The following is a 20,868-nucleotide window of genomic DNA, read 5'->3' as shown; positions in this document are numbered from 1 at the left end:
TGCAAGGGGCGATAAACGCTCCTCCAGACTCAATTATGGATAGAACATCATGAATTTACACGAGTATCAGGCAAAACAGCTTTTTACACGCTATGGTTTACCAGCACCAACTGGTTATGCCTGTTCATCAGTAGAAGAAGCAGTAGCTGCGGCGAAAAAAATCGGTAATGGTCCATGGGTTATCAAATGCCAAGTTCACGCAGGTGGACGTGGTAAAGCTGGCGGCGTAAAAGTTACAAAAGATATCAATGACATCCGTGAATTTGCTGAGAAATGGTTAGGTAAGAATCTGGTTACTTACCAAACTGATGCAAATGGTCAGCCGGTTAACCAAATTTTGGTTGAAAGCGCGACTGACATCGCTAAAGAACTGTATTTAGGTGCAGTCGTTGACCGTGGTACACGTCGTGTTGTATTCATGGCTTCAACGGAAGGCGGCGTTGAAATTGAAAAAGTTGCTGAAGAAACACCAGATCTGATCCACAAAGCTGTTATCGATCCACTGACTGGCCCAATGCCATATCAAGGTCGTGAACTCGCATTCAAATTAGGCTTAACTGGCAAACAAGTTAGCCAATTCGCTAAAATCTTCATGGGCTTAGCGACCATGTTCTTAGAGCGCGATTTAGCGCTGATCGAAGTTAACCCATTGGTTATCAATACTGAAGGCGATTTAGTTTGCTTAGACGGTAAATTAGGCGTGGATAGCAACGCTCTGTATCGTCAAGCGGAAATGCGTGAAATGCACGATCCATCTCAAGAAGATGCGCGTGAAGCTCAAGCAGCTAAATGGGAACTTAACTACGTTGCTCTGGATGGTAACATCGGTTGTATGGTTAACGGTGCGGGCCTTGCAATGGGTACCATGGATATCGTTAAACTGCACGGCGGTGCGCCAGCTAACTTCCTTGACGTTGGTGGCGGTGCAACCAAAGAGCGCGTAACTGAAGCGTTTAAAATCATTCTTTCAGATAAGAGCGTTAAAGCTGTATTCGTAAACATTTTTGGTGGTATCGTTCGCTGTGACCTGATTGCAGACGGCATCATTGGTGCAGTAGAAGAAGTTGGCGTGAATGTACCAGTAGTTGTACGTTTAGAAGGTAACAATGCAGAGTTAGGTGCGAAAAAACTGGCAGACAGCGGCTTAAATATTATCGCTGCAAACAGCCTGACAGATGCAGCTAAGAAAGCAGTAGCAGCGGCGGAGGCTAAATAATGTCTATTTTAATCGATAAAAACACCAAAGTAATTTGCCAAGGATTCACTGGCGGTCAAGGTACTTTCCACTCCGAACAAGCTATTGCTTACGGTACAAAAATGGTTGGCGGTGTAACGCCAGGTAAAGGTGGTACAACTCACCTAGGTTTACCGGTATTTAACACTGTGCGTGAAGCAGTAGAAGCAACGGGTGCAACAGCATCTGTTATCTACGTGCCAGCACCATTTTGTAAGGATTCTATCCTTGAAGCGATTGATGCAGGTATCAAACTGATCATCACTATCACAGAAGGTATTCCAACACTGGATATGCTGACTGTTAAAGTGAAATTAGACGAAGCTGGCGTTCGTATGATTGGCCCTAACTGCCCAGGTGTTATCACTCCGGGCGAGTGCAAAATCGGTATCCAACCTGGCCACATTCATATGCCAGGTAAAGTTGGTATTGTTTCACGCTCAGGTACACTGACTTATGAAGCGGTAAAACAAACAACGGATGCAGGTTTAGGCCAATCTACTTGTGTTGGTATCGGTGGTGACCCAATTCCTGGTTCAAACTTTATCGATATCCTGAAATTATTCCAAGAAGACCCACAAACTGAAGCGATCGTGATGATCGGTGAAATCGGTGGTAACGCGGAAGAAGAAGCGGCTGCATACATCAAAGAACACGTTACTAAGCCTGTTGTTGGCTATATCGCGGGTGTGACTGCACCTAAAGGTAAGCGTATGGGACATGCTGGTGCAATTATCGCTGGTGGTAAAGGTACTGCCGACGAGAAATTTGCTGCTTTAGAAGCCGCTGGCGTGAAAACTGTACGTAGCTTGGCTGATATCGGCGATGCTGTGAAGTCTATGCTAAACAAATAAGCGCAATATGAGCTTATAGCTCGTATAACGTAAGAGACGAAGCCCGTGCTTTCTAGGAAGTACGGGTTTTTTTATGGCTAATGATTGTACTTATTTCATGTCATTCCTACTAAAAGCTTAAAAGGTAGGATTTTTAATGAGTAATACCAAAATAAATCAGCATAAATAGTAAGTTTTGAGTAAGTTTATTATTGAATATGAAATAGCACAAAATGAAAAAAGTCTAATTTGATATTAGATCAATTTTTTATTTTGAAATTATTTTGATTAACTGAATATAGAGCTTTTTCTACGATAATTATCTTTATTAATAAATAAAGTAATAATTTAGAAATGGGCTGCTATTATAAATAAACATTCTTTTTTAGATTGAAAAAAACAAAAGTTATCATTTTGTTTTAATCTTATTAAAAAAGTAAAAAAACCTATATCAATTAAAATAACAGATAGTTAACAACTGGCTAACTATTATTTGAATCGGGACGCAATCAATTAACAAGTGAGAAAAAATTGACGTAAATCAATTTATTACCACTAGCTTTATTTGCTCAAATTGCTTAAATTGGTGCTCGATCAAATACTCATTTTTCTATTAAAGGGTATAATTATTGATATAACTTCAGAATTCAAATCTGAATCACGTAAAAGAAGTTTATTGTATGTGAAGATAAGCGTACTATTATTATGGTAGGTTTTTTCTTTTACTTTTGTTAATTATTTGTTGTTTTGAGGCATTTTTTGCTGGTAGTTAAGAGGCTTTCCTGTTTAACACTGGAAGCTGGGTTGCCGCAAGTCGGTGTCTTCCTGCTAGGAGCAAGGAGTCAAGATGTTTGATATTGTCGAACTGTCACGATTACAGTTTGCCTTAACTGCGATGTATCACTTCCTGTTCGTTCCATTAACGCTCGGTATGGCGTTTTTGCTTGCGATTATGGAGACGGTATATGTGCTGTCTGGTAAACAAATTTATAAAGATATGACTAAGTTCTGGGGCAAGTTATTTGGTATTAACTTCGCTCTGGGTGTTGCGACTGGTCTGACTATGGAGTTCCAATTCGGGACTAACTGGTCATACTACGCCCACTATGTTGGAGATATCTTCGGTGCGCCTCTGGCAATCGAAGGTCTGATGGCATTCTTCTTAGAATCTACCTTTGTTGGTTTATTCTTCTTCGGTTGGGATCGTTTAAGCAAAACTCAGCACCTTGCGGTGACTTGGTTAGTGGCTTTAGGTTCTAACTTCTCTGCGCTGTGGATTCTGGTTGCGAACGGTTGGATGCAAAACCCTATCGCTGCAGACTTCAACTACGAAACAATGCGTATGGAAATGGTTAGCTTCTCTGAGCTAGTTCTGAACCCTGTTGCGCAAGTTAAATTCGTTCACACAGTTGCTGCTGGTTATTGTACTGGTGCCATGTTCATTCTGGGTATCAGCTCTTACTATATGCTTAAAGGTCGTGACTTGGCATTCGCTAAGCGCTCTTTTGCAATTGCTGCAAGCTTTGGTATGGCTGCCGTTCTTTCTGTTATCGTTCTTGGTGATGAATCAGGTTACGAAATGGGTGACGTGCAGAAAACGAAGCTGGCCGCTGTTGAAGCAGAGTGGGAAACCCATGCGCCTCCAGCTGCATTTAACCTAATCGCATTCCCAAGCAATGAGAAACAAGAGAATACATTCTCTATCTCAATTCCATGGGCGATGGGTATTATTGCAACGCGTTCTATCGACACGCCAGTATTAGGTCTGAAAGATCTGATGAAGCAACACGAAGTCCGTATCCGTAACGGTATGGTTTCTTATGGTCAATTACAACAGCTGTTAGCTGGTGATAAGAGCCCAGAGCTGCGTGCTGCGTTCGAAGCAAGTAAAAAAGACCTTGGCTATGGCCTTCTGTTAAAACAATACACACCAAACGTTGTTGATGCGACAGAAGAACAAATTCAGAAAGCGGTTAAAGACAGTATTCCTAATGTTGCACCACTGTTCTGGGCATTCCGTATCATGGTTGCAGTCGGCTTCGCGTTACTGTTAATCATCGGTTGGTCATTCCTGTCAGTTGTTCGTAACCGTATTGGTAAGAGCAAACTGCTGCTTCGTCTGGCTCTGTTTGGTATTCCATTACCATGGATTGCTATTGAATCAGGCTGGTTCGTGGCTGAGTATGGTCGTCAACCGTGGGCAATTGGTGAAGTGTTACCGGTTTCGGTCGCACACTCTAACTTAACCCCACAAGACCTGATCTTCTCTATGGCTCTGATCTGTGGTCTGTATACACTGTTCTTGATTGCCGAAATGTTCTTAATGTTCAAATTCGCTCGCAAAGGGCCTAGCAGCCTGAAAACCGGTCGTTACCATTTTGAACAGAAAAATAGTTCAGCACACGACGTTCAGTAAACAGGAGTCCACTTATGTTTGATTATGAAGTTCTTCGATTTGTGTGGTGGATCCTTATCGGCGTACTGCTGATTGGATTTGCCGTCACGGATGGCTTTGACATGGGCGTAGGCTTCTTATTACCTATCTTAGGTAAAACAGATACTGAACGCCGCGTTATGATTAACTCAGTAGCACCGCACTGGGATGGTAACCAAGTTTGGTTAATCACAGCGGGTGGTGCAATGTTCGCTGCATGGCCTCAGGTTTATGCTGCTTCATTCTCTGGCTTCTATGTCGCTATGATTTTGGTATTAGCTGCATTGTTCTTCCGTCCGGTTGGTTTCGACTACCGTTCTAAACTGGAGAACCCAAAATGGCGTAGCATGTGGGACTGGGGTCTGTTTATCGGTGGTTTCGTGCCTCCGTTAGTTATCGGTGTTGCGTTTGGTAACCTGTTACTGGGTGTTCCACTGCAAATCGATAACCAGCAGTATCTGACTTATACAGGTAACCTGTTTGGTCTGCTGAACCCATACGGTCTGTTAGCTGGTGTTGTCGGTTTAATGATGATTGTTACCCAAGGTGCAACTTATCTGCAAATGCGTACAACTGGCGAACTGCACTTACGTACCCGTAAAGCAACTTACATCTGTGCGTTTATCACTTTAGCTGCTTTTGCTGGTGCTGGCGTATGGTTAGTGATGGGTATCGATGGTTATGTTGTGACTTCAACGATTGATACATTAAGCCCGTCTAACCCACTGAACAAAACTGTAGAAGTTGTTTCTGGTGCATGGTTAACTAACTTTAATACGTATCCAATCCTGTGGGCTTTACCTGGCCTGGGTCTGGCATTACCACTGTTAACGATGATTGCAACTAAAGCAGATAAAAATGGTTGGGCGTTCCTGTTCTCATCATTGACTATCGCGTGCATTATCTTGACATGTGGTGTTGCAATGTTCCCATTCGTCATGCCTTCAAGCATCATGCCAAATGCAAGTTTGACCATGTGGGATGCGACATCTAGCCTGTTCACTCTGCAAGTTATGACTGTTGTTGCTATCATTTTTGTTCCAATCATCCTGTGCTACACCGCGTGGTGTTACTACAAAATGTTTGGTCGTTTGGACAAAAACTTCATCGAAAGCAACAAGCATTCACTGTATTAAGGAGCATAACATATGTGGTATTTCGCCTGGATCCTCGGCACTCTGTTAGCTTGTAGTTTTGCAGTGATTGCAGCATTAGCCCTTGAGCACTCTGAAAGTGCAAAAGAAGCTAAAACAGCTAAAGATGGTGAGTAAATAGTATGCTGATGGATAAATCCTATCAGCTATTAGGAAAGGGCCCGATAAGGGCCCTTATCCTTATATTAGCTTTAGTAACCGCTGGTGCAGTAATGTGGGATCCTTCCCTGTTTGCAGCCAATACCAGTGCATTTCCAATCTGGCAAGGTCTTCTCATGATATGGGCAACTTGCAGCGCCATCATTTTTGGAGTGGGTTTCCTACCTAACAAATTGACGTGGCGAGTGCTGTTCCATCCATTACCTGCCGCCATCATTCTTATCTGGGGACTTGTAAAAGTCTTTAGTTAATCTAAATTCAGATTGTGGGTCATGCGACCCGCAATTATTTTTGATATCTTTACCTGCAAAGTGATTCCAAAGCGGCACTGTCTTGCGTATAGTGACACCGTTAATTAATTTAACCTAAGACGGAGTGGTTTTTTATGTTATTTCGCTGGCCTGTTCGCGTGTATTATGAAGATACAGATGCGGGCGGAGTTGTATACCATGCTCGTTATCTGGCTTTTTTTGAGCGGGCAAGAACGGAAATGTTGCGGAATAAAGGTATTAACCAACAAAGTTTACTCGCTGAGAACCTTGGTTTTGTCGTTCGTAGTATGACAATTGATTTTATTAAGGGCGCTCGGTTAGATGACCTGCTGGAAGTGGAAACGGAAATTGTTGAAATTAAACGCGCTTCTTTACTCTTTCAGCAAAGGTTAGTTGATTTGCAAGGTAACTTGCTTTGTGGGGCAACAGCCCTAATTGCTTGTGTGGACACATCTAAAATGAAGCCGAAAGCGCTTCCTAAGTCTATTGTCGCGGAGTTTAAGCAGTGACTGACATGAATATCTTGGATTTATTCCTAAAAGCGAGCCTATTGGTTCAGCTGATTATGTTCGTTTTGATCGGTTTTTCTATTGCATCGTGGGCGATTATTATCCAGAGAACTAAAGTTTTAAATGCCGCCACGCGCGAAGCGGAAGCATTTGAAGATAAATTCTGGTCAGGTATTGAGCTGTCCCGCTTATATAAAGAAAGCCAAGCTCGCCGTGATGCATTAGGTGGTGCAGAGCAAATTTTTTACTCTGGCTTCAAAGAGTTTGTTCGCTTACATCAAGCTAATATTCATGCGCCAGATGCGGTAGTTACTGGTGCATCTCGTGCTATGCGTATTTCCATGAACCGTGAGTTGGAATCCGTTGAGTCGCATATCCCATTTTTAGGTACCGTAGGGTCAATTAGCCCTTATATCGGTCTGTTTGGTACCGTTTGGGGGATCATGCACGCATTTATCGCACTGGGTGCGGTAAAACAAGCAACATTGCAAATGGTTGCTCCGGGTATTGCGGAAGCTCTGATCGCAACAGCAATCGGTCTATTCGCTGCAATCCCAGCTGTTATGGCATACAACCGTTTAAACTTACGTGTGAATAAACTTGAGCAAAGCTACGATAACTTTATGGAAGAATTCCTCGCTATCTTGCATCGTCAAGCATTCTCGGCTGATAAGAAATAAGACGAGGGAGAAAAGCGAATGGCGCGCAATAGTAGACGCAGACGTGAGCTAAAATCCGAAATCAACATTGTTCCATTACTGGACGTATTGTTGGTGCTTTTGCTGATTTTCATGGCAACGGCACCCATTATTTCTCAGAGCGTGGAAGTTGACTTGCCGGATGCAACAGATACCCAAACCGTCTCATCCAGTGATAATCCCCCCGTTATTTTAGAAGTGGCGGGTGTTGATCAATATAATTTATTGGTCGATGGTGAGCGCATGGAATTACTGCCACCTGAACAAATTTCAGCGGTCGCAAAAGAGCAGTTAGAAAAAAATCCGAAAACGATTTTTCTAATTGGTGGTGCGAAAGAAGTTCCTTATGACGAAGTCATTAAGGCGCTGAATATGTTACACAGTGCTGGGATCAAATCTGTTGGTTTGATGACTCAACCTATTTAATTTGCTGACGCCACTTTGAGAGCGGCGCAGATATAATTGAAAAGAATCGATTCTTTTTTTGGAAACCAGAGTGGGAAAGACAAAAGAGAAACAGGATGACTTGAAGCGCTCATTAATGGTGTCAATTGGATTGCACATCTTACTGGTCGCTTTAATTGTTATAGGCTCTTTAGTGACTGTCGTCCAACTTGGCGGCGGTGGGGAAGAGGGGACTGTCATTGATGCAGTGATGGTCGACCCTGGTGCAGTTGTTGAGCAATATAATCAATCTCAACAGCAGCAAAAAAGCGCCCAACAAGCCGCTAAAGAGCGTAAAGAACAGCAACAAAAACAAGATGCTGAGCTAAGAGAAAAGCAAGAGCAGGAACAAAAACGTCTGCAAAAACTTGAAGAAGAACGGATTCAAACTCAGCGAGAAACGGAACAGCAGCAGAAACAAGCTGAAGAGCAGAAAAAACAAGCCTTAGACGCGGCTAAAAAAGCGAAGGAAGAGCAAAAAATAGCGGAAGAAGCCGCTGCTCAAGCCAAAGCTGAAAAAGAAAAACTCGTGAAAGAACAAGCGGCAGCGAAAGAAAAAGCTGACGCACAAGCTAAGAAAGAAGCTGAAGCTGCTAAGGCTAAGGCAGAAAAAGAAGCTAAAGAAAAAGCGGAAGCGGACGCTAAAGCTAAAGCAGACAAAGAAGCTAAAGCCAAAGCGGATGCTGATGCTAAAGCAAAAGCTGAAAAAGAAGCTAAAGCTAAGGCAGATAAAGAAGCTAAAGAAAAAGCGGACAAAGAAGCTAAAGCAAAAGCTGCGAAAGCCAAAGCTGAAGCTGCGAAAAGCGCATCATCGGTTGATGATTTGCTGGGTGATTTAACTGCATCAGGACCAAGCAAGCAAGGTGGACAAACGGCTGCGGGTAGCGGTGGTGGTAAAAAATCAGGCGCATCAAATGCTGATGTTGATAGCTATGCCGGTAAAATAAAGGCTGCAGTTCAAAGTAAATTCTATGATTCAGAAAGTTATCGTGGACGTACTTGTGAATTGCAATTGAAGTTAGCACCAGATGGATTATTGGTGAATATTTCACCGAAAAATAATCCAGCAAATGATCCTGCGTTATGTGAGGCGGCAATGAGAGCAGCAAAACTTGCGACTATGCCAAAACCACCTAGCAGAGAGGTCTATGATACGTTTAATAAATCGGGTAGCACATTGGTATTTAAGCCTTGATTTTCAATAAGTCAGAGCAGTCTGTATTGTAAATTTTGAGGCAATGTAATAAATAGTTTGTGTGCTATCTAGTTTTGTTAGTATACCTTTGTTAAAATTCAGCGAATTATTGCGGTGGTGAATATCGCAGTAAGGGAGATTAGGATGAAGCATGCGTTTAAAATAGTTCTCGGGTTCTTAATGCTATGGGCTACCGTTGCTCAGGCAGAGATCCGTATTGAGATTACTGAAGGTGTTAACTCAGCTCAGCCAATCGGCGTTGTCCCATTTAAATGGGCTGGCGCAGGTGCACCACCACAAGAAGTAGGCGGAATTGTTGGTGCTGATCTACGCAATAGCGGTAAATTTAACCCTATTGAACCAAGTCGCATGCCTCAGCAACCAGGCACGGCTTCAGAAGTGACGCCAGAGGCTTGGACTGCGTTAGGTATTAACGCGGTTGTTGTTGGTCAAGTTCAACCAGCAGCTGATGGTAGCTTTGTTGTTAGCTATCAGTTAGTGGATGTTGCCGCTAACCCTGGTGCAGTTTTAGCGCAAAACCAGTTTAAAGTGACCAAAGATTGGTTACGCTATGCAGCGCATACTGCAAGTGATGAAGTATTTGAGAAATTGACTGGTATCCGTGGTGCTTTCCGTACGCGTATTGCTTACGTGGTGAAGACCAACGGCGGTCAATATCCGTTTGAATTACGAGTTTCTGACTATGACGGTTTTAACCAATTTACGGTTCACCGTTCGCCAGAACCTTTAATGTCGCCAGCTTGGTCACCAGATGGCCAAAAGATTGCGTACGTAACGTTTGAAAGTGGTAGTTCTGCGCTAGTTATTCAGACTCTATCAAGTGGTGCTGTTCGTCAGGTCGCATCATTCCCACGTCATAATGGGGCACCTGCATTCTCGCCAGATGGGACTAAACTAGCTTTTGCTCTGTCTAAGACAGGCAGCCTGAATTTATATGTGATGGACTTAGGTAGTGGTCAAATTCGTCAAGTAACAGATGGTCGTAGTAACAATACTGAACCAAGCTGGATGCCGGATAGCCAAACTTTAGTTTATACCTCTGATCAGGCAGGACGTCCGCAGATTTATAAAATGAATATTAATGGTGGTAGTCCTGTGCGTGTTTCCTATGAAGGATCGCAAAATCAGGATGCTGATGTAAGCCCGGATGGAACTTTCTTAGTGATGGTCAGCTCCGGGGGCGGTCAGCAGCATATCGCCAAACAGGATCTGGCAACGGGTAACGTTGAATATTTAACGTCAACGTTTCTAGATGAAACGCCGAGTATCGCACCTAACGGCACTATGGTAATTTATAGCTCCTCTCAAGGCTTGGGGACTATATTGCAGCTAGTTTCGACCGACGGGCGTTTCAAAGCGCGTCTTCCGGCAACCGATGGACAGGTTAAATTCCCTGCCTGGTCGCCGTATCTGTGATGCATAATAATAATGTGTGGCAAAAATATTAAGGATCAAAACGATGCAACTGAATAAAGTGCTTAAAGGGCTGATGATCGCATTACCAATCATGGCAGTCGCAGCTTGTAGCTCTAACAAAAACAACGACCAAACTGGTGACGATTCTTCTATGAATCAAACTAACACTGGTCTGTCTGCGGAAGAGCTGGCACGTCAGCAAATGGAACAACTGCAACAGAACAACACTGTTTACTTTGGTTTCGATAAATACAACGTATCTCCAGAGTATGCTGAAATGTTAGATGCACACGCAGCATTCCTGCGTAGCAACCCATCTGTACGTGTTGTTGTTGAAGGCCATGCGGATGAGCGCGGTACTCCAGAATACAACATCGCACTGGGCGAGCGTCGTGCTAACGCAGTTAAAATGTATCTGCAAAGCAAAGGCGTTTCAGGTGACCAAGTTTCACTGGTTTCTTACGGTAAAGAAAAACCAGCTGTGTTAGGTCACACTGAAGCAGACTACGCGAAAAACCGTCGTGCAGTCATTGCATACTAATAGATAAGCGAAATTATCTATTATGAACAGTAACTTCAGACAATTACTAGTTGGTCTGTCGTTATTGGTTGGCGTAGCGGCCCCTTGGGCCGCTATTGCCCAAGCGCCAATCAACAATGTCGGATCGGGTTCTTCCGCAGACCGCCTCACTCAACTTGAGACAGCTGTTAGCTCTCAAGGTCAAATTATTTATCAAATCCAGCAGCAATTAGCCGATAATCAACGTGATATTGATATGTTACGTGGGCAGATTCAAGAAAGTGAATACAAATTGAATCAGGTTGTTGAGCGCCAAAAAGATTTGTACATGCAATTAGACAAAGCGAGTGGTGGTGACTCATCAAGCTCTTCAGATGCAACTGATACTAGTGCATCAAATGCGCAATCACCTTCTTCAGATACGCCAGCCGCAAGCTCCGGTGGTAATGAAAAAGATGATTACAACGCAGCCGTTAAACTGGCGATGGAAAGTAAGTCCAAAGCACAGATTGATGAAGCGATTGGTGCATTGCAAGGGTTTATCAAAGCATATCCAAAATCTGGGTATCAATCGAATGCCAACTATTGGCTAGGACAGTTAAACTACAACAAAGGTAGCAAGGATGACGCCGCATTCTACTTTGCGACTGTAGTTAAGCAGTATCCGAAGTCTCAAAAAAGCAGTGAAGCCTTATTTAAAGTGGGCTTGATCATGCAAGATAAGGGACAGAAAGATAAAGCGAAGGCTGTTTACCAGCAGGTATTACAACAATACCCAAATAGTTCTGGTGCAAAACTTGCAGAGAAGAAGCTCAGTACACTGTAATTGATAACCCCGAAGCGATGTAGCCGAATATTTCGGGGTTATCCGTATGTTTAATGTGCACTTAATCTTTTTTTTAAAAAAAACCATTGCACCCTCGTCAGAAATCAGTAATATAAGCCGCCGTTGATACGAGAAAGCGCGGGTTGATAAATCCGAGTCATATCAGCAAGAATCGATTAAACATTGATTCTAAAAACATTTAGATGGGTCATTAGCTCAGTTGGTAGAATCGTTAACTGTTAATAAGATGGTTGCGGGTTCAACCTGAAGGGTAAAGAACCAAGAAATGAAGTTTTAAGATGGGTCGTTAGCTCAGTTGGTAGAGCAGTTGACTTTTAATCAATTGGTCGCAGGTTCGAATCCTGCACGACCCACCATCTAAAAGCAGTAAACAATTCAAGCAGTTCAGATGGGTCGTTAGCTCAGTTGGTAGAGCAGTTGACTTTTAATCAATTGGTCGCAGGTTCGAATCCTGCACGACCCACCATCTAAAAGYAGTGAAAAACAATTYAAGMARTWCAGATGGGTCGTTAGCTCAGTTGGTAGAGCAGTTGACTTTTAATCAATTGGTCGCAGGTTCGAATCCTGCACGACCCACCATCTCAAGTAAATTCCCCAATGACAAACAACTCTGTCATTTGCATATTGTATGTTGAGTGCAGGTGAGAAGCTGCGTTCAGGTTCGAGCCGAGCGAAGCGAGACAGCGTTGCGCTTGTCGCAACGACCCGAAGGGCGAGGGTAAAGCCCGAGTAATCCTGCACGACCCACCATCTCAAGTAAAACTCCAGTGATTGAATCATACCTCGACAAGATGGTTGCAGGTTCGACACGAAGTGTCAGTTCGAAGAACTGAAATCCTGCACGACCCACCATCTCAAGTAAACTCCTCAATGACAAACAACTCTGTCATTTGCATATTGTACGTTGAGTTCAGGTGAGAAGCTGCGTTCAGGTTCGAGCCGAGCGAAGCGAGACAGCGTTACGCTTGTCGCAACGACCCGAAGGGCGAGGGTAAAGCCCGAGTAATCCTGCACGACCCACCATCTCAAAAAATTCCTTCAATAAAATCCCATTAGCATTCACTCTTAACTCCAACTATTCCTAATTTAGTCGAAGAACAATTTACGCTAATACCAACACTCAACTTTCATCCCAAAAAACCAGCATTCCCTCGCCAGCCTAATACCATTTATTCCAGATTTTCAGGAATTAACCCATTATCCTTTAAGATCCCGATAACGATTTCTTGCACCTTTAAACCCACCGCTCGGTTATCTTGATAACCAAACAGTTTAATGGCCTCAGTCATCGCTTCCATAAAATGACCCATCAAGCAATGTAGAGATAATGCAGCTTTTTGCGCAGTACCGCAGTCAAAAATCGTTTCAGTGGCTTGAATAACATGCTCTGGCATCCATTGTTGGTAATGTTTACCGTTATACCAAACATCGTGTTGTTTATTTCCATGAGCAACAGTTTGCTCAAGTAAGCTGAGAAAGAAACGTTTCATGTCAGTACTTCTTGACCAAGCGCTCCATAGCTCATTACGCGTTAATGCAATTGCCACTTGGTGAGCTTCAAACCAAAAATCCGTAACCAGCTCATTAAACTGATGATCACTCAACGGCGCGGGCTTTAATACACTAGGCTTAGGTGACGGTAATGCATCTGTGATCCCAGTTTTATCTAATAGCACCATAAAACCACGTGAGTAAGTACTATCTAACCCTTGTTGCTGCATTTTGAGTAATCGAGAAGGTTCTGCAAATGTAAAATCAACTTTGCGTCCTTCTTCATAAATCACTAAACAGGTGGGATTTTCTGGCTCATTTTCACCACCATTTTCTAAATGTAATGCGATTAATGGAGTGGCAATAAGGCTAACCCATTGCTTATCATTGAAAAGTGCAGTCACACCATGGCCAATGAGCTCAATATCAATGTCTGAATAGCCATCGATGTCTAATTCTCGTCCTCTAGAGCCCGTCAGTATGACGGCTTCAATTCTAGGTTCGAGTAATGAAATAGAAATTATTTTATTTAATAGCGTTGCAGGTGATTCCATAACTAACCTATTGGAGTTAACAGAAGCCGCTAAGATACCGACAAATGAGGAGAAAAGCGAAAAACAAATCGTGAAAAAGGGCGCTACGGTAAAATTATTCGCTCATAGGTGAAAAGGTTGGAGACATCTTAGCCAAATAAGCGTATCTTGTTTAGTATATAAAACAAAAATATGCGGAATTAGGGGTTTTATGAATATTTTTAGGCATAAAATAACTTTCTGCTAAACAGAGGCAAGAAATGAGCGAGTTTATCGATTTTGACCATGCTGTTTATCCTTTTCCTCCTAAACCAGCACCGTTAAATACCGATCAGAAAGCGTTTTACCGTGAGCGTATTAAGCAATTACTAGTTGAAAAAAATGCGGTGATTGTCGCCCATTACTATACCGATCCTGAAATACAAGCATTAGCCGAAGAAACTGGCGGCTGTGTTGCCGACTCCCTTGAAATGGCGCGTTTTGGCGCTCGACATGATGCATCAACCCTGGTTGTTGCTGGCGTACGATTTATGGGGGAAACAGCCAAAATCCTAAGCCCAGAAAAAAATGTCTTGATGCCAACACTTGATGCGCAATGTTCGCTGGATATTGGCTGCCCTGATGAAGAATTTGCTCGCTTCTGTGATGCCCATCCTGACAGAACTGTGGTGGTGTATGCGAACACGTCAGCCGCGGTAAAAGCCCGCGCAGATTGGGTCGTGACATCCAGTATTGCGGTGGAGTTGATTGAACACTTAGATAGCCTCGGAGAAAAGATCATTTGGGCGCCGGATAAGCACTTAGGGCGCTATGTTCAACAACAAACCGGTGCGGATATTCTGTGCTGGCAAGGGGCTTGTATCGTTCATGATGAATTTAAGACTCAATCATTAGAGAAAATGAAAGCCATGTACCCTGAAGCAGCGGTACTGGTTCATCCTGAGTCCCCCCAAGCCATTGTGGATTTAGCGGATGCGGTCGGTTCAACTAGCCAACTGATTAAAGCTGCACAAACGTTGCCTAACCCATCCATGATAGTGGCGACCGACAAGGGTATTTTTTATAAAATGCAGCAATCATGTCCAGATAAGTCACTGTATATCGCTCCAACGGCAGGTGAGGGGGCAACATGCCGAACTTGTGCTCATTGCCCGTGGATGGCGATGAATGGCTTACAGGCGATTACAGCGGCTTTAGAAGGTAATGGTATCGAGCATCAAATCCATGTAGACGCACAGCTACGTGAAAAAGCCCTATTACCATTGGATAAAATGTTAAAGTTTGCAGAAAGTCTAAAATAACAACCAAAAATGTGCGGTTTAATTTCAAATAAGTTAACCGAGTGATATTGATGAGCAATGCTATTTTAACGATGAATGATAAATAGGATTTGAAAATGGAGTTTTTTAGCACCGCAAATACGTTAGTGCAGATCCCTGTATGGGGAACTATTTATGACCTTTCGTATATTGAAGCTGTTGGCACAATAGCGGGTTTATTGTGCATTCTATTGGCAAGCTTTGAAAAAACCATCAACTACTTATTTGGTCTCATTAATGTGACCTTATTCGCAGTGATTTTTTTCCAAATTCAGTTATACGCTAATTTGCTTTTACAGGTATTTTTCTTCGGCGCCAATATTTATGGTTGGTATGCGTGGAGTCGCGTATCAAACTCTCAAGAGGCCGAGTTGAAGATCCGCTGGCTAAGCCTGCCGAAAGCGTTAACGACACTGGTCATTTCGGTTTTAGCTATTATTTCCCTCACTTTTAATATTGATGCAGTATTTGGACGCCTTGCGACTTGGGCCGTTGAATTATTAAACCTCTTTGGTGCTAATTTAACTTTACCAACAATAGACCCAGATGCTTTCCCATTCTGGGATTCCACAATGACAGTGTTATCTGTGGTTGCGATGATTTTAATGACCCGCAAGTATGTTGAGAACTGGCTACTCTGGGTGGTGATTAACGTTATTAGCATTGTGATTTTCTTTATCCAAGGCGTTTATGCAATGTCACTGGAATATTTAATTCTGCTTGGTATTGCATTGAATGGTTCTCGGCTGTGGATCAAATCCGCGAAAGAAAATGGCTCAACGGCGTTATCTCGTGACTAAACTTCTTATTGAGTCAGTTACTCAATAGGAAAAAATGCAAAAAACGGCTAAAGTAACATTATCGTTGTTTAGCCGTTTCTTTATATTTTTACTCTGTATAACCCATCTATCATTTAGCAATTGTGCTAAATACCAACGTTTCGCCTCATTTTATAATCAGAAGCGGAATAATGAGTGATTATCTCGCCATTTTGGCTGTTTACAGATGGCTAGGGAACGGTTAGATTGAAAATTCGATACCTGTCGCATTTTAAGTTAATTGTTAGCTATTGAGACTCAAAAGGGTATGTAACTCAACTTTAGGAAAAATAATAAACATTGGATATACCAGTATGAACTATCAGAACGATGACGTCAGAGTAAAACAAATAAAAGAATTATTACCCCCTATTGCACTGCTTGAAAAATTTCCAGCAACCGATAAAGCGGCGTTTACCGTTCATGAAGCTCGTCATGCTATTCATAATATCCTAGTAGGAAAAGATGACCGTCTTGTGGTTGTTATTGGTCCATGTTCTATTCACGATACAAAAGCGGCTTTAGAGTATGCTGAGCGCTTGAAAAAATTACGCGAAGAGCTAAAAGGTTCTTTAGAAATCGTGATGCGAGTTTATTTTGAAAAACCGCGTACTACCGTTGGTTGGAAAGGATTAATTAACGATCCTCATATGGATCATAGTTTTGATATTAACGAAGGCTTACGTATTGCGCGCGAGCTGCTGTTAACGATCAACGACCAGGGCTTACCAACGGCAGGTGAATTCCTCGATGTGATCAGCCCACAATATGTGGCGGATTTAATGAGCTGGGGCGCCATTGGTGCGCGTACAACTGAATCACAAATCCACCGAGAGTTAGCGTCTGGCTTGTCTTGCCCGGTTGGTTTTAAAAATGGTACCGATGGCACGATTAAAATTGCGATTGATGCGATTAATTCCGCGCGTTCAGCGCACAGTTTCTTATCGGTCACTAAATGGGGTCATTCAGCTATCGTGAATACCAGCGGAAACCCTGACTGCCATATTATTTTACGTGGTGGTAAAACGCCAAATTACAGCGCTGAACATGTTAAAGAGGTGCGTGAAGGGCTGACGAACGCAGGGCTTATCCCAAGCATTATGATCGATTTTAGCCATGCTAACAGCAGCAAGAAATTTGAAAAACAGATGGAAGTTGCAACGGATGTTAGCGCACAGCTGAGCAATGGCGATCGCTCAATTACGGGCGTGATGATTGAAAGTCACTTAGTTGAAGGTAACCAGAATTTAGAATCTGGCGAGCCTTTGGTTTACGGCAAAAGTGTCACGGATGCATGTATTGGCTGGGATGATACGGAAAAAGTTTTACGACAGTTATCCGATGCAGTGATTGCACGTCGCCAAAAGTAATTAATAAAAAACTCGTTTAAAATATGAAAAAAGCCAGTTCGTTAATTTAGGAACTGGCTTTTTTTGTGATTATTTCTGCACTCGGCTTAATAATTTTTCAATGCTTGCCTGATCTTCAGGTGCCATATTTGTAGGATTAGCAGAGAGCTGAATATCAGAACCTTCCACTTTAGCTGTGAAAAATAATTTTCCTTTCTCGCTTTTTACGTAGAACACATCCTTGAGTGGAATACGGTAACAATAAGCAAAGATATTCGGGCGAATATAAAAATGGTTATCTTTAATCGCTAAATAGGTAGTGGCACTGGCTTTTTTACCAAAGAAACCTAAGAAAACAGCGAATACGAATAAAAACATTCCTAGGCTTTGGCTTAATACAATCAGTATGATACCTAAAATCGCAATCGGGAATACCATCATTGTATTGCTGCGTTTATTCATTGGGATACTGACATCGAAAGGGACATTGATAGTGGTATCAAATGGCGTGAGTTGATGGTAACGCCAGCGAATGGCAGAAAAGACCATCCCCATCGCAAATACAATCGTAATGGGCATTAACGCAATACTGCTGATGATGGCAAGGACAATGGCAAATGTCGGCTTATAGTTGAGTACCATCATACTGACGATTTGCAGTGGGAAGCTGACACACGCAATAATCATCAATGTTTTCATCAGCTCAGGGTTTGCACTCCCCGCAGGTCCTTCAAGGCTCATTTCTCCGGTTTGTAACATATACAGTAACGCACCTAAGATACTGGCACTGAGGATTAACCCCACCCAGACATAAAGATTAAACTTATTCATTTTCTTGATTTATCAACCTTCCAGTAAATTTTGCCTATGATAGTCGGTTATTGCCGTTTTCGACACTCCGAGGTGATGGATTTTATAATCAAATACAAAAAAGGGAGAGAAAACCCAATAAAAAAGGGCTAAGCCATCGGCTTAACCCTCAATCAATCCGTTAGGTATAAAGAGAAGTCAGTAATTACTTCGCTTTACCTTGGTTTGCAACCGCGGCTTGTTTTGCTGCGATTTCATCTTGGTTACCCAAGTAGTAGTGTTTGATTGGTTTCATGTTCTCATCGAACTCATAAACCAGTGGCACTGCTGTTGGGATGTTCAGGTTCAGAATCTCTTCTTCGCCCATGTTGTCCAAGTATTTAACCAGTGCACGCAGTGAGTTACCGTGAGCTGCGATGATCACTTTCTCGCCTTTTTCAACACGTGGTTTAATCACTTCTTCCCAGTAAGGAACAACACGGTCGATAGTGGTTGCTAAGCTTTCAGTGACTGGCAGTTCAGATGGTTTCAAGTTTGCGTAACGTGGGTCATGACCAGGGAAACGCTCATCATCTTTAGTCAGGTCTGGTGGAGTGATAGCAAAACCACGACGCCACAGTTTTACTTGCTCATCACCGTATTTTGCAGCAGTTTCTGATTTATCTAAACCTTGCAGTGCACCGTAGTGACGCTCGTTTAGTTTCCAGCTTTTTTCAACTGGCAGCCATTGCTGTTCAACTTGATCCAGAATGTTCCATAAGGTGTGGATAGCACGTTTTAGAACGGAGGTATAAGCGAAATCAAAAACAAAGCCTTCTTTTTTCAGCAGTTGACCTGCATTTTTGGCTTCTTCACGACCTTTTTCTGACAGTTCTACATCAGTCCAACCGGTGAAGCGGTTTTCTTTGTTCCACTCACTCTCACCGTGTCTTACTAAAACCAGTTTAGTTACAGCCATAGCTAAAACTCCTATCAGTACATTCAAATTAGAAATGAATTATTGCTGACCTACATTATAGGGATAGTCGCCCCGAACGCTAGTGACAACATGACGTTTTCTCAGTTTTAAGTCAAAAAAATCAATAATATCTAGGGATTAGTAATTTTAATTTAACTTAAGTTTAGGCGAAACGATTTAGTTTATTAGGTGTTTTAACACCGTGTCACTGGCTCAGTAAATCAGAAGGTATGGCATAGATTTAACCCTAAGTGAATCGATACAGCAAGTGAAAAATTCAATAATAATATGTGCTGGATTAATTTATTGGGGAATTTGATAAGCGGCAATAAATGATGCTGGTAAGTAAATACTTACCAGCAGGATAACGGGGTTATAGTTTTGATACGACTTCAATATCGTAGTGGTATTTATCCCCATCAGGAACAAATTTCAGTCGATGGGTAATGCACGATGGAGCATCTTCTTGGTGATGTGAAACAAACAATAGCTGAGTATTTCCTCGGCTAAGCATAATATCGATAAAACGCAGAACCAGCAGGCGATTTAGCCCATCAAGCCCTTGAAGAGGTTCATCCAAAATAAGCATGGTAGGGTGTTTAACCAAAGCGCGAGCAATCAGAATTAATCGCTGTTGACCCCACGATAAGCTATGAAATGGTTGTTGAGCCGTTTGTGGCGCAAATCCAAGTAGTGCTAGCCATTCATAAGCTAACTGAACTTGGCGGTCTGAAGGTGTTTGATACAGACCAATAGAGTCATGGAAACCGGAAATAATTACGTTGAGTACACTGGTTGCCACACGATATTCTTGATGAATACTGTTACTGACATAGCCAATGTGGCGCTTAATATCCCAAATCGTTTCTCCGCTGCCGCGACGGCGTCCAAACAAGGTTAAATCATTACTATAACCTTGAGGATGGTCTCCGGTGATCAGGCTTAATAGTGTGGATTTACCTGCACCATTTTCACCAATGATCTGCCAGTGTTCTCCGGGATTAACTTGCCAGCTTAGCCCATGCAAAATGGGTTTATCGTTGTAGCTAACAACGCCATTATTTAAAACAATACGTGGTGTCTCTTTATCAAGCGTCTCTTCAAGAGTTGGGTCTTCTTGTTCAGGAATAGTGAGTTGCTTGATTTTTTCGCTGTGCTGTAGCTGGTGGATCAGCGTGTTAGCAAGCACTGACTCTCTATCGCCACTTAGCGTGAGTTTACAGTCAGCGACAACACCAATGTGCTCAACAAAATCGGGGATCTCATCAAAGCGGTTGAGCACCAATACGACGGTGAGTCCTTTATCATGCAGGCTAAAGAGCAGTTCGCTAAGGTTGCTTCGTGAATAAATATCTAAGCCATCAAAGGGTTCATCGAGGATCAGTAAGTCTGGAGATCCCATCAACGTCTGGCACAGTAGGACTTTGCGAGTTTCCCCCGTGGACAGGTATTTAAAGCGACGTGATAGCAAATCGCTGATACCAAATTTAGCCGCAAGCTCTAAGCATAATTCATTATCTTTATGATGAAGTTGAATAATCTCCGCGGCAGTAAAGCCAGTATCTTCTTCATCGTCACTGAGTAAGTCGGTGTTATTACGTTGCCACTCTTCTGCGATGATTTTTTGTAGCTGCTCAAAAGAGAGGCGAATAGGGGATTTGAAGCCGCTTTGGGTGATACCGGAAAGGGATTGCAACTCCCCAGAGAGTACGCGTGCTAGCGATGACTTTCCGCTACCATTGGCACCAATAAAAGCCCAGCTTTCACCCGAATGGATTTCGAGATGAGGAATATCGAGCGTTTGGGTTTCGCTCAGTTTAAAGCACCCATTTTGTATTGTTATCGAGCTCATTT

The 20,868-nt window shown here is 42.7% G+C and carries 20 protein-coding genes, 3 tRNA genes and 2 other RNA genes; 21 read left to right on the top strand and 4 right to left on the bottom strand.

Annotation, left to right across the window (positions count from 1 at the left end):
- Nucleotides 1-49: 49 nt before the first annotated feature.
- From sucC to GKR48_RS15120, 18 genes are all read left to right on the top strand, one after another.
- Nucleotides 50-1,216 (top strand): ADP-forming succinate--CoA ligase subunit beta, encoded by a 1,167-nt coding sequence (sucC, locus tag GKR48_RS15205; protein ID WP_154604643.1) that lies wholly within the window; start codon nt 50-52, stop codon nt 1,214-1,216.
- On the top strand, nt 1,216-2,088 hold the full coding sequence (gene sucD, locus GKR48_RS15200) for a succinate--CoA ligase subunit alpha (protein WP_036947794.1): 873 nt from the start codon (nt 1,216-1,218) through the stop codon (nt 2,086-2,088). Before sucC ends, sucD begins: the two co-directional genes overlap by 1 nt.
- 826 nt (nt 2,089-2,914) lie before the next feature.
- Nucleotides 2,915-4,483: a cytochrome ubiquinol oxidase subunit I gene (gene cydA, locus GKR48_RS15195; protein WP_154604644.1), complete on the top strand. Its 1,569-nt coding sequence runs from the start codon at nt 2,915-2,917 to the stop codon at nt 4,481-4,483.
- Nucleotides 4,484-4,497: 14 nt separating this feature from the next.
- A complete protein-coding gene (gene cydB / locus GKR48_RS15190; RefSeq protein ID WP_154604645.1) occupies nt 4,498-5,637 on the top strand; it encodes a cytochrome d ubiquinol oxidase subunit II in 1,140 nt (379 codons plus the stop codon).
- 12 nt (nt 5,638-5,649) lie between these two features.
- On the top strand, nt 5,650-5,772 hold the full coding sequence (gene cydX / locus GKR48_RS15185) for a cytochrome bd-I oxidase subunit CydX (protein WP_006660445.1): 123 nt from the start codon (nt 5,650-5,652) through the stop codon (nt 5,770-5,772).
- Between the two features lie 5 nt (nt 5,773-5,777).
- On the top strand, nt 5,778-6,065 hold the full coding sequence (ybgE, locus tag GKR48_RS15180; RefSeq protein WP_132494279.1) for a cyd operon protein YbgE: 288 nt from the start codon (nt 5,778-5,780) through the stop codon (nt 6,063-6,065).
- Between the two features lie 134 nt (nt 6,066-6,199).
- Nucleotides 6,200-6,595, top strand: coding sequence for a tol-pal system-associated acyl-CoA thioesterase (ybgC, locus tag GKR48_RS15175; protein ID WP_154628675.1), 396 nt, complete (start codon nt 6,200-6,202; stop codon nt 6,593-6,595).
- On the top strand, nt 6,592-7,275 hold the full coding sequence (tolQ, locus tag GKR48_RS15170; protein ID WP_036947783.1) for a Tol-Pal system protein TolQ: 684 nt from the start codon (nt 6,592-6,594) through the stop codon (nt 7,273-7,275). Before ybgC ends, tolQ begins: the two co-directional genes overlap by 4 nt.
- An 18-nt stretch (nt 7,276-7,293) precedes the next feature.
- Nucleotides 7,294-7,719, top strand: coding sequence for a colicin uptake protein TolR (tolR, locus tag GKR48_RS15165; RefSeq protein ID WP_154628674.1), 426 nt, complete (start codon nt 7,294-7,296; stop codon nt 7,717-7,719).
- A 70-nt stretch (nt 7,720-7,789) separates the two neighbouring features.
- Nucleotides 7,790-8,932, top strand: coding sequence for a cell envelope integrity protein TolA (gene tolA / locus GKR48_RS15160; protein WP_272521311.1), 1,143 nt, complete (start codon nt 7,790-7,792; stop codon nt 8,930-8,932).
- 144 nt (nt 8,933-9,076) lie between these two features.
- Entirely contained in the window at nt 9,077-10,369 is a 1,293-nt protein-coding gene (gene tolB / locus GKR48_RS15155; protein WP_036947763.1) for a Tol-Pal system beta propeller repeat protein TolB, read from the top strand.
- 43 nt (nt 10,370-10,412) lie between these two features.
- A complete protein-coding gene (pal, locus tag GKR48_RS15150; protein ID WP_006660438.1) occupies nt 10,413-10,910 on the top strand; it encodes a peptidoglycan-associated lipoprotein Pal in 498 nt (165 codons plus the stop codon).
- A 22-nt stretch (nt 10,911-10,932) separates the two neighbouring features.
- The gene (gene cpoB / locus GKR48_RS15145; RefSeq protein ID WP_154628673.1) at nt 10,933-11,715 is read left to right on the top strand and encodes a cell division protein CpoB; all 783 of its coding nucleotides are present in this window, start codon (nt 10,933-10,935) and stop codon (nt 11,713-11,715) included.
- 301 nt (nt 11,716-12,016) lie between these two features.
- Nucleotides 12,017-12,092 (top strand) — tRNA-Lys (locus GKR48_RS15140).
- Between the two features lie 34 nt (nt 12,093-12,126).
- Nucleotides 12,127-12,202, top strand: a tRNA-Lys gene (locus tag GKR48_RS15135).
- Nucleotides 12,203-12,239: 37 nt separating this feature from the next.
- Nucleotides 12,240-12,315 (top strand) — tRNA-Lys (locus GKR48_RS15130).
- 42 nt (nt 12,316-12,357) lie between these two features.
- Nucleotides 12,358-12,486: non-coding RNA, RtT sRNA (locus tag GKR48_RS15125), on the top strand.
- A 144-nt stretch (nt 12,487-12,630) separates the two neighbouring features.
- Nucleotides 12,631-12,759, top strand: a non-coding RNA gene (locus tag GKR48_RS15120) — RtT sRNA.
- Nucleotides 12,760-12,905: 146 nt separating this feature from the next.
- Here GKR48_RS15120 and GKR48_RS15115 read toward each other — a convergent pair.
- Nucleotides 12,906-13,781, bottom strand: a complete 876-nt coding sequence (locus GKR48_RS15115) for an aminoglycoside 6-adenylyltransferase (RefSeq protein WP_154628672.1) — start codon at nt 13,779-13,781, stop codon at nt 12,906-12,908.
- Between the two features lie 239 nt (nt 13,782-14,020).
- Between GKR48_RS15115 and nadA the strand changes: the two genes are divergently transcribed.
- From nadA to aroG, 3 genes are all read left to right on the top strand, one after another.
- Entirely contained in the window at nt 14,021-15,061 is a 1,041-nt protein-coding gene (nadA, locus tag GKR48_RS15110) for a quinolinate synthase NadA (RefSeq protein WP_154628671.1), read from the top strand.
- Nucleotides 15,062-15,156: 95 nt separating this feature from the next.
- Nucleotides 15,157-15,879 (top strand): nicotinamide riboside transporter PnuC, encoded by a 723-nt coding sequence (gene pnuC, locus GKR48_RS15105; protein ID WP_154628670.1) that lies wholly within the window; start codon nt 15,157-15,159, stop codon nt 15,877-15,879.
- A 332-nt stretch (nt 15,880-16,211) separates the two neighbouring features.
- The gene (aroG, locus tag GKR48_RS15100; protein ID WP_154628668.1) at nt 16,212-17,267 is read left to right on the top strand and encodes a 3-deoxy-7-phosphoheptulonate synthase AroG; all 1,056 of its coding nucleotides are present in this window, start codon (nt 16,212-16,214) and stop codon (nt 17,265-17,267) included.
- Nucleotides 17,268-17,336: 69 nt separating this feature from the next.
- On the opposite strand, the gene GKR48_RS15095 is transcribed toward aroG, so the two are convergent.
- The 3 genes from GKR48_RS15095 to modF form a co-directional block, all read right to left on the bottom strand.
- Entirely contained in the window at nt 17,337-18,077 is a 741-nt protein-coding gene (locus GKR48_RS15095; protein ID WP_154628667.1) for a hypothetical protein, read from the bottom strand.
- 184 nt (nt 18,078-18,261) lie between these two features.
- Nucleotides 18,262-19,014: a 2,3-diphosphoglycerate-dependent phosphoglycerate mutase gene (gpmA, locus tag GKR48_RS15090; protein WP_006660200.1), complete on the bottom strand. Its 753-nt coding sequence runs from the start codon at nt 19,012-19,014 to the stop codon at nt 18,262-18,264.
- Nucleotides 19,015-19,387: 373 nt separating this feature from the next.
- Complete coding sequence (gene modF, locus GKR48_RS15085) at nt 19,388-20,866, bottom strand: molybdate ABC transporter ATP-binding protein ModF (RefSeq protein ID WP_154628666.1); 1,479 nt, start codon at nt 20,864-20,866, stop codon at nt 19,388-19,390.
- Between the last annotated feature and the right edge of the window lie 2 nt (nt 20,867-20,868).

This window comes from Providencia sp. wls1943, assembly GCF_009706275.1.
GTDB lineage: Bacteria > Pseudomonadota > Gammaproteobacteria > Enterobacterales > Enterobacteriaceae > Providencia > Providencia zhijiangensis.
Note: the sequence above shows the minus strand (reverse complement) of the source record. Positions and strands in the feature narration are given on the sequence as shown.

What these genes read in the sequence shown, in the direction of transcription:
- sucC (WP_154604643.1), top strand. Translation starts at nt 50, where the DNA reads ATGAATTTACACGAGTATCAGGCAAAACAGCTTTTTACACGCTATGGT.
- sucD (WP_036947794.1), top strand. Translation starts at nt 1,216, where the DNA reads ATGTCTATTTTAATCGATAAAAACACCAAAGTAATTTGCCAAGGATTC.
- cydA (WP_154604644.1), top strand. Translation starts at nt 2,915, where the DNA reads ATGTTTGATATTGTCGAACTGTCACGATTACAGTTTGCCTTAACTGCG.
- cydB (WP_154604645.1), top strand. Translation starts at nt 4,498, where the DNA reads ATGTTTGATTATGAAGTTCTTCGATTTGTGTGGTGGATCCTTATCGGC.
- cydX (WP_006660445.1), top strand. Translation starts at nt 5,650, where the DNA reads ATGTGGTATTTCGCCTGGATCCTCGGCACTCTGTTAGCTTGTAGTTTT.
- ybgE (WP_132494279.1), top strand. Translation starts at nt 5,778, where the DNA reads ATGCTGATGGATAAATCCTATCAGCTATTAGGAAAGGGCCCGATAAGG.
- ybgC (WP_154628675.1), top strand. Translation starts at nt 6,200, where the DNA reads ATGTTATTTCGCTGGCCTGTTCGCGTGTATTATGAAGATACAGATGCG.
- tolR (WP_154628674.1), top strand. Translation starts at nt 7,294, where the DNA reads ATGGCGCGCAATAGTAGACGCAGACGTGAGCTAAAATCCGAAATCAAC.
- tolB (WP_036947763.1), top strand. Translation starts at nt 9,077, where the DNA reads ATGAAGCATGCGTTTAAAATAGTTCTCGGGTTCTTAATGCTATGGGCT.
- pal (WP_006660438.1), top strand. Translation starts at nt 10,413, where the DNA reads ATGCAACTGAATAAAGTGCTTAAAGGGCTGATGATCGCATTACCAATC.
- cpoB (WP_154628673.1), top strand. Translation starts at nt 10,933, where the DNA reads ATGAACAGTAACTTCAGACAATTACTAGTTGGTCTGTCGTTATTGGTT.
- GKR48_RS15115 (WP_154628672.1), bottom strand. Translation starts at nt 13,781, where the DNA reads ATGGAATCACCTGCAACGCTATTAAATAAAATAATTTCTATTTCATTA.
- nadA (WP_154628671.1), top strand. Translation starts at nt 14,021, where the DNA reads ATGAGCGAGTTTATCGATTTTGACCATGCTGTTTATCCTTTTCCTCCT.
- pnuC (WP_154628670.1), top strand. Translation starts at nt 15,157, where the DNA reads ATGGAGTTTTTTAGCACCGCAAATACGTTAGTGCAGATCCCTGTATGG.
- aroG (WP_154628668.1), top strand. Translation starts at nt 16,212, where the DNA reads ATGAACTATCAGAACGATGACGTCAGAGTAAAACAAATAAAAGAATTA.
- GKR48_RS15095 (WP_154628667.1), bottom strand. Translation starts at nt 18,077, where the DNA reads ATGAATAAGTTTAATCTTTATGTCTGGGTGGGGTTAATCCTCAGTGCC.
- gpmA (WP_006660200.1), bottom strand. Translation starts at nt 19,014, where the DNA reads ATGGCTGTAACTAAACTGGTTTTAGTAAGACACGGTGAGAGTGAGTGG.
- modF (WP_154628666.1), bottom strand. Translation starts at nt 20,866, where the DNA reads ATGAGCTCGATAACAATACAAAATGGGTGCTTTAAACTGAGCGAAACC.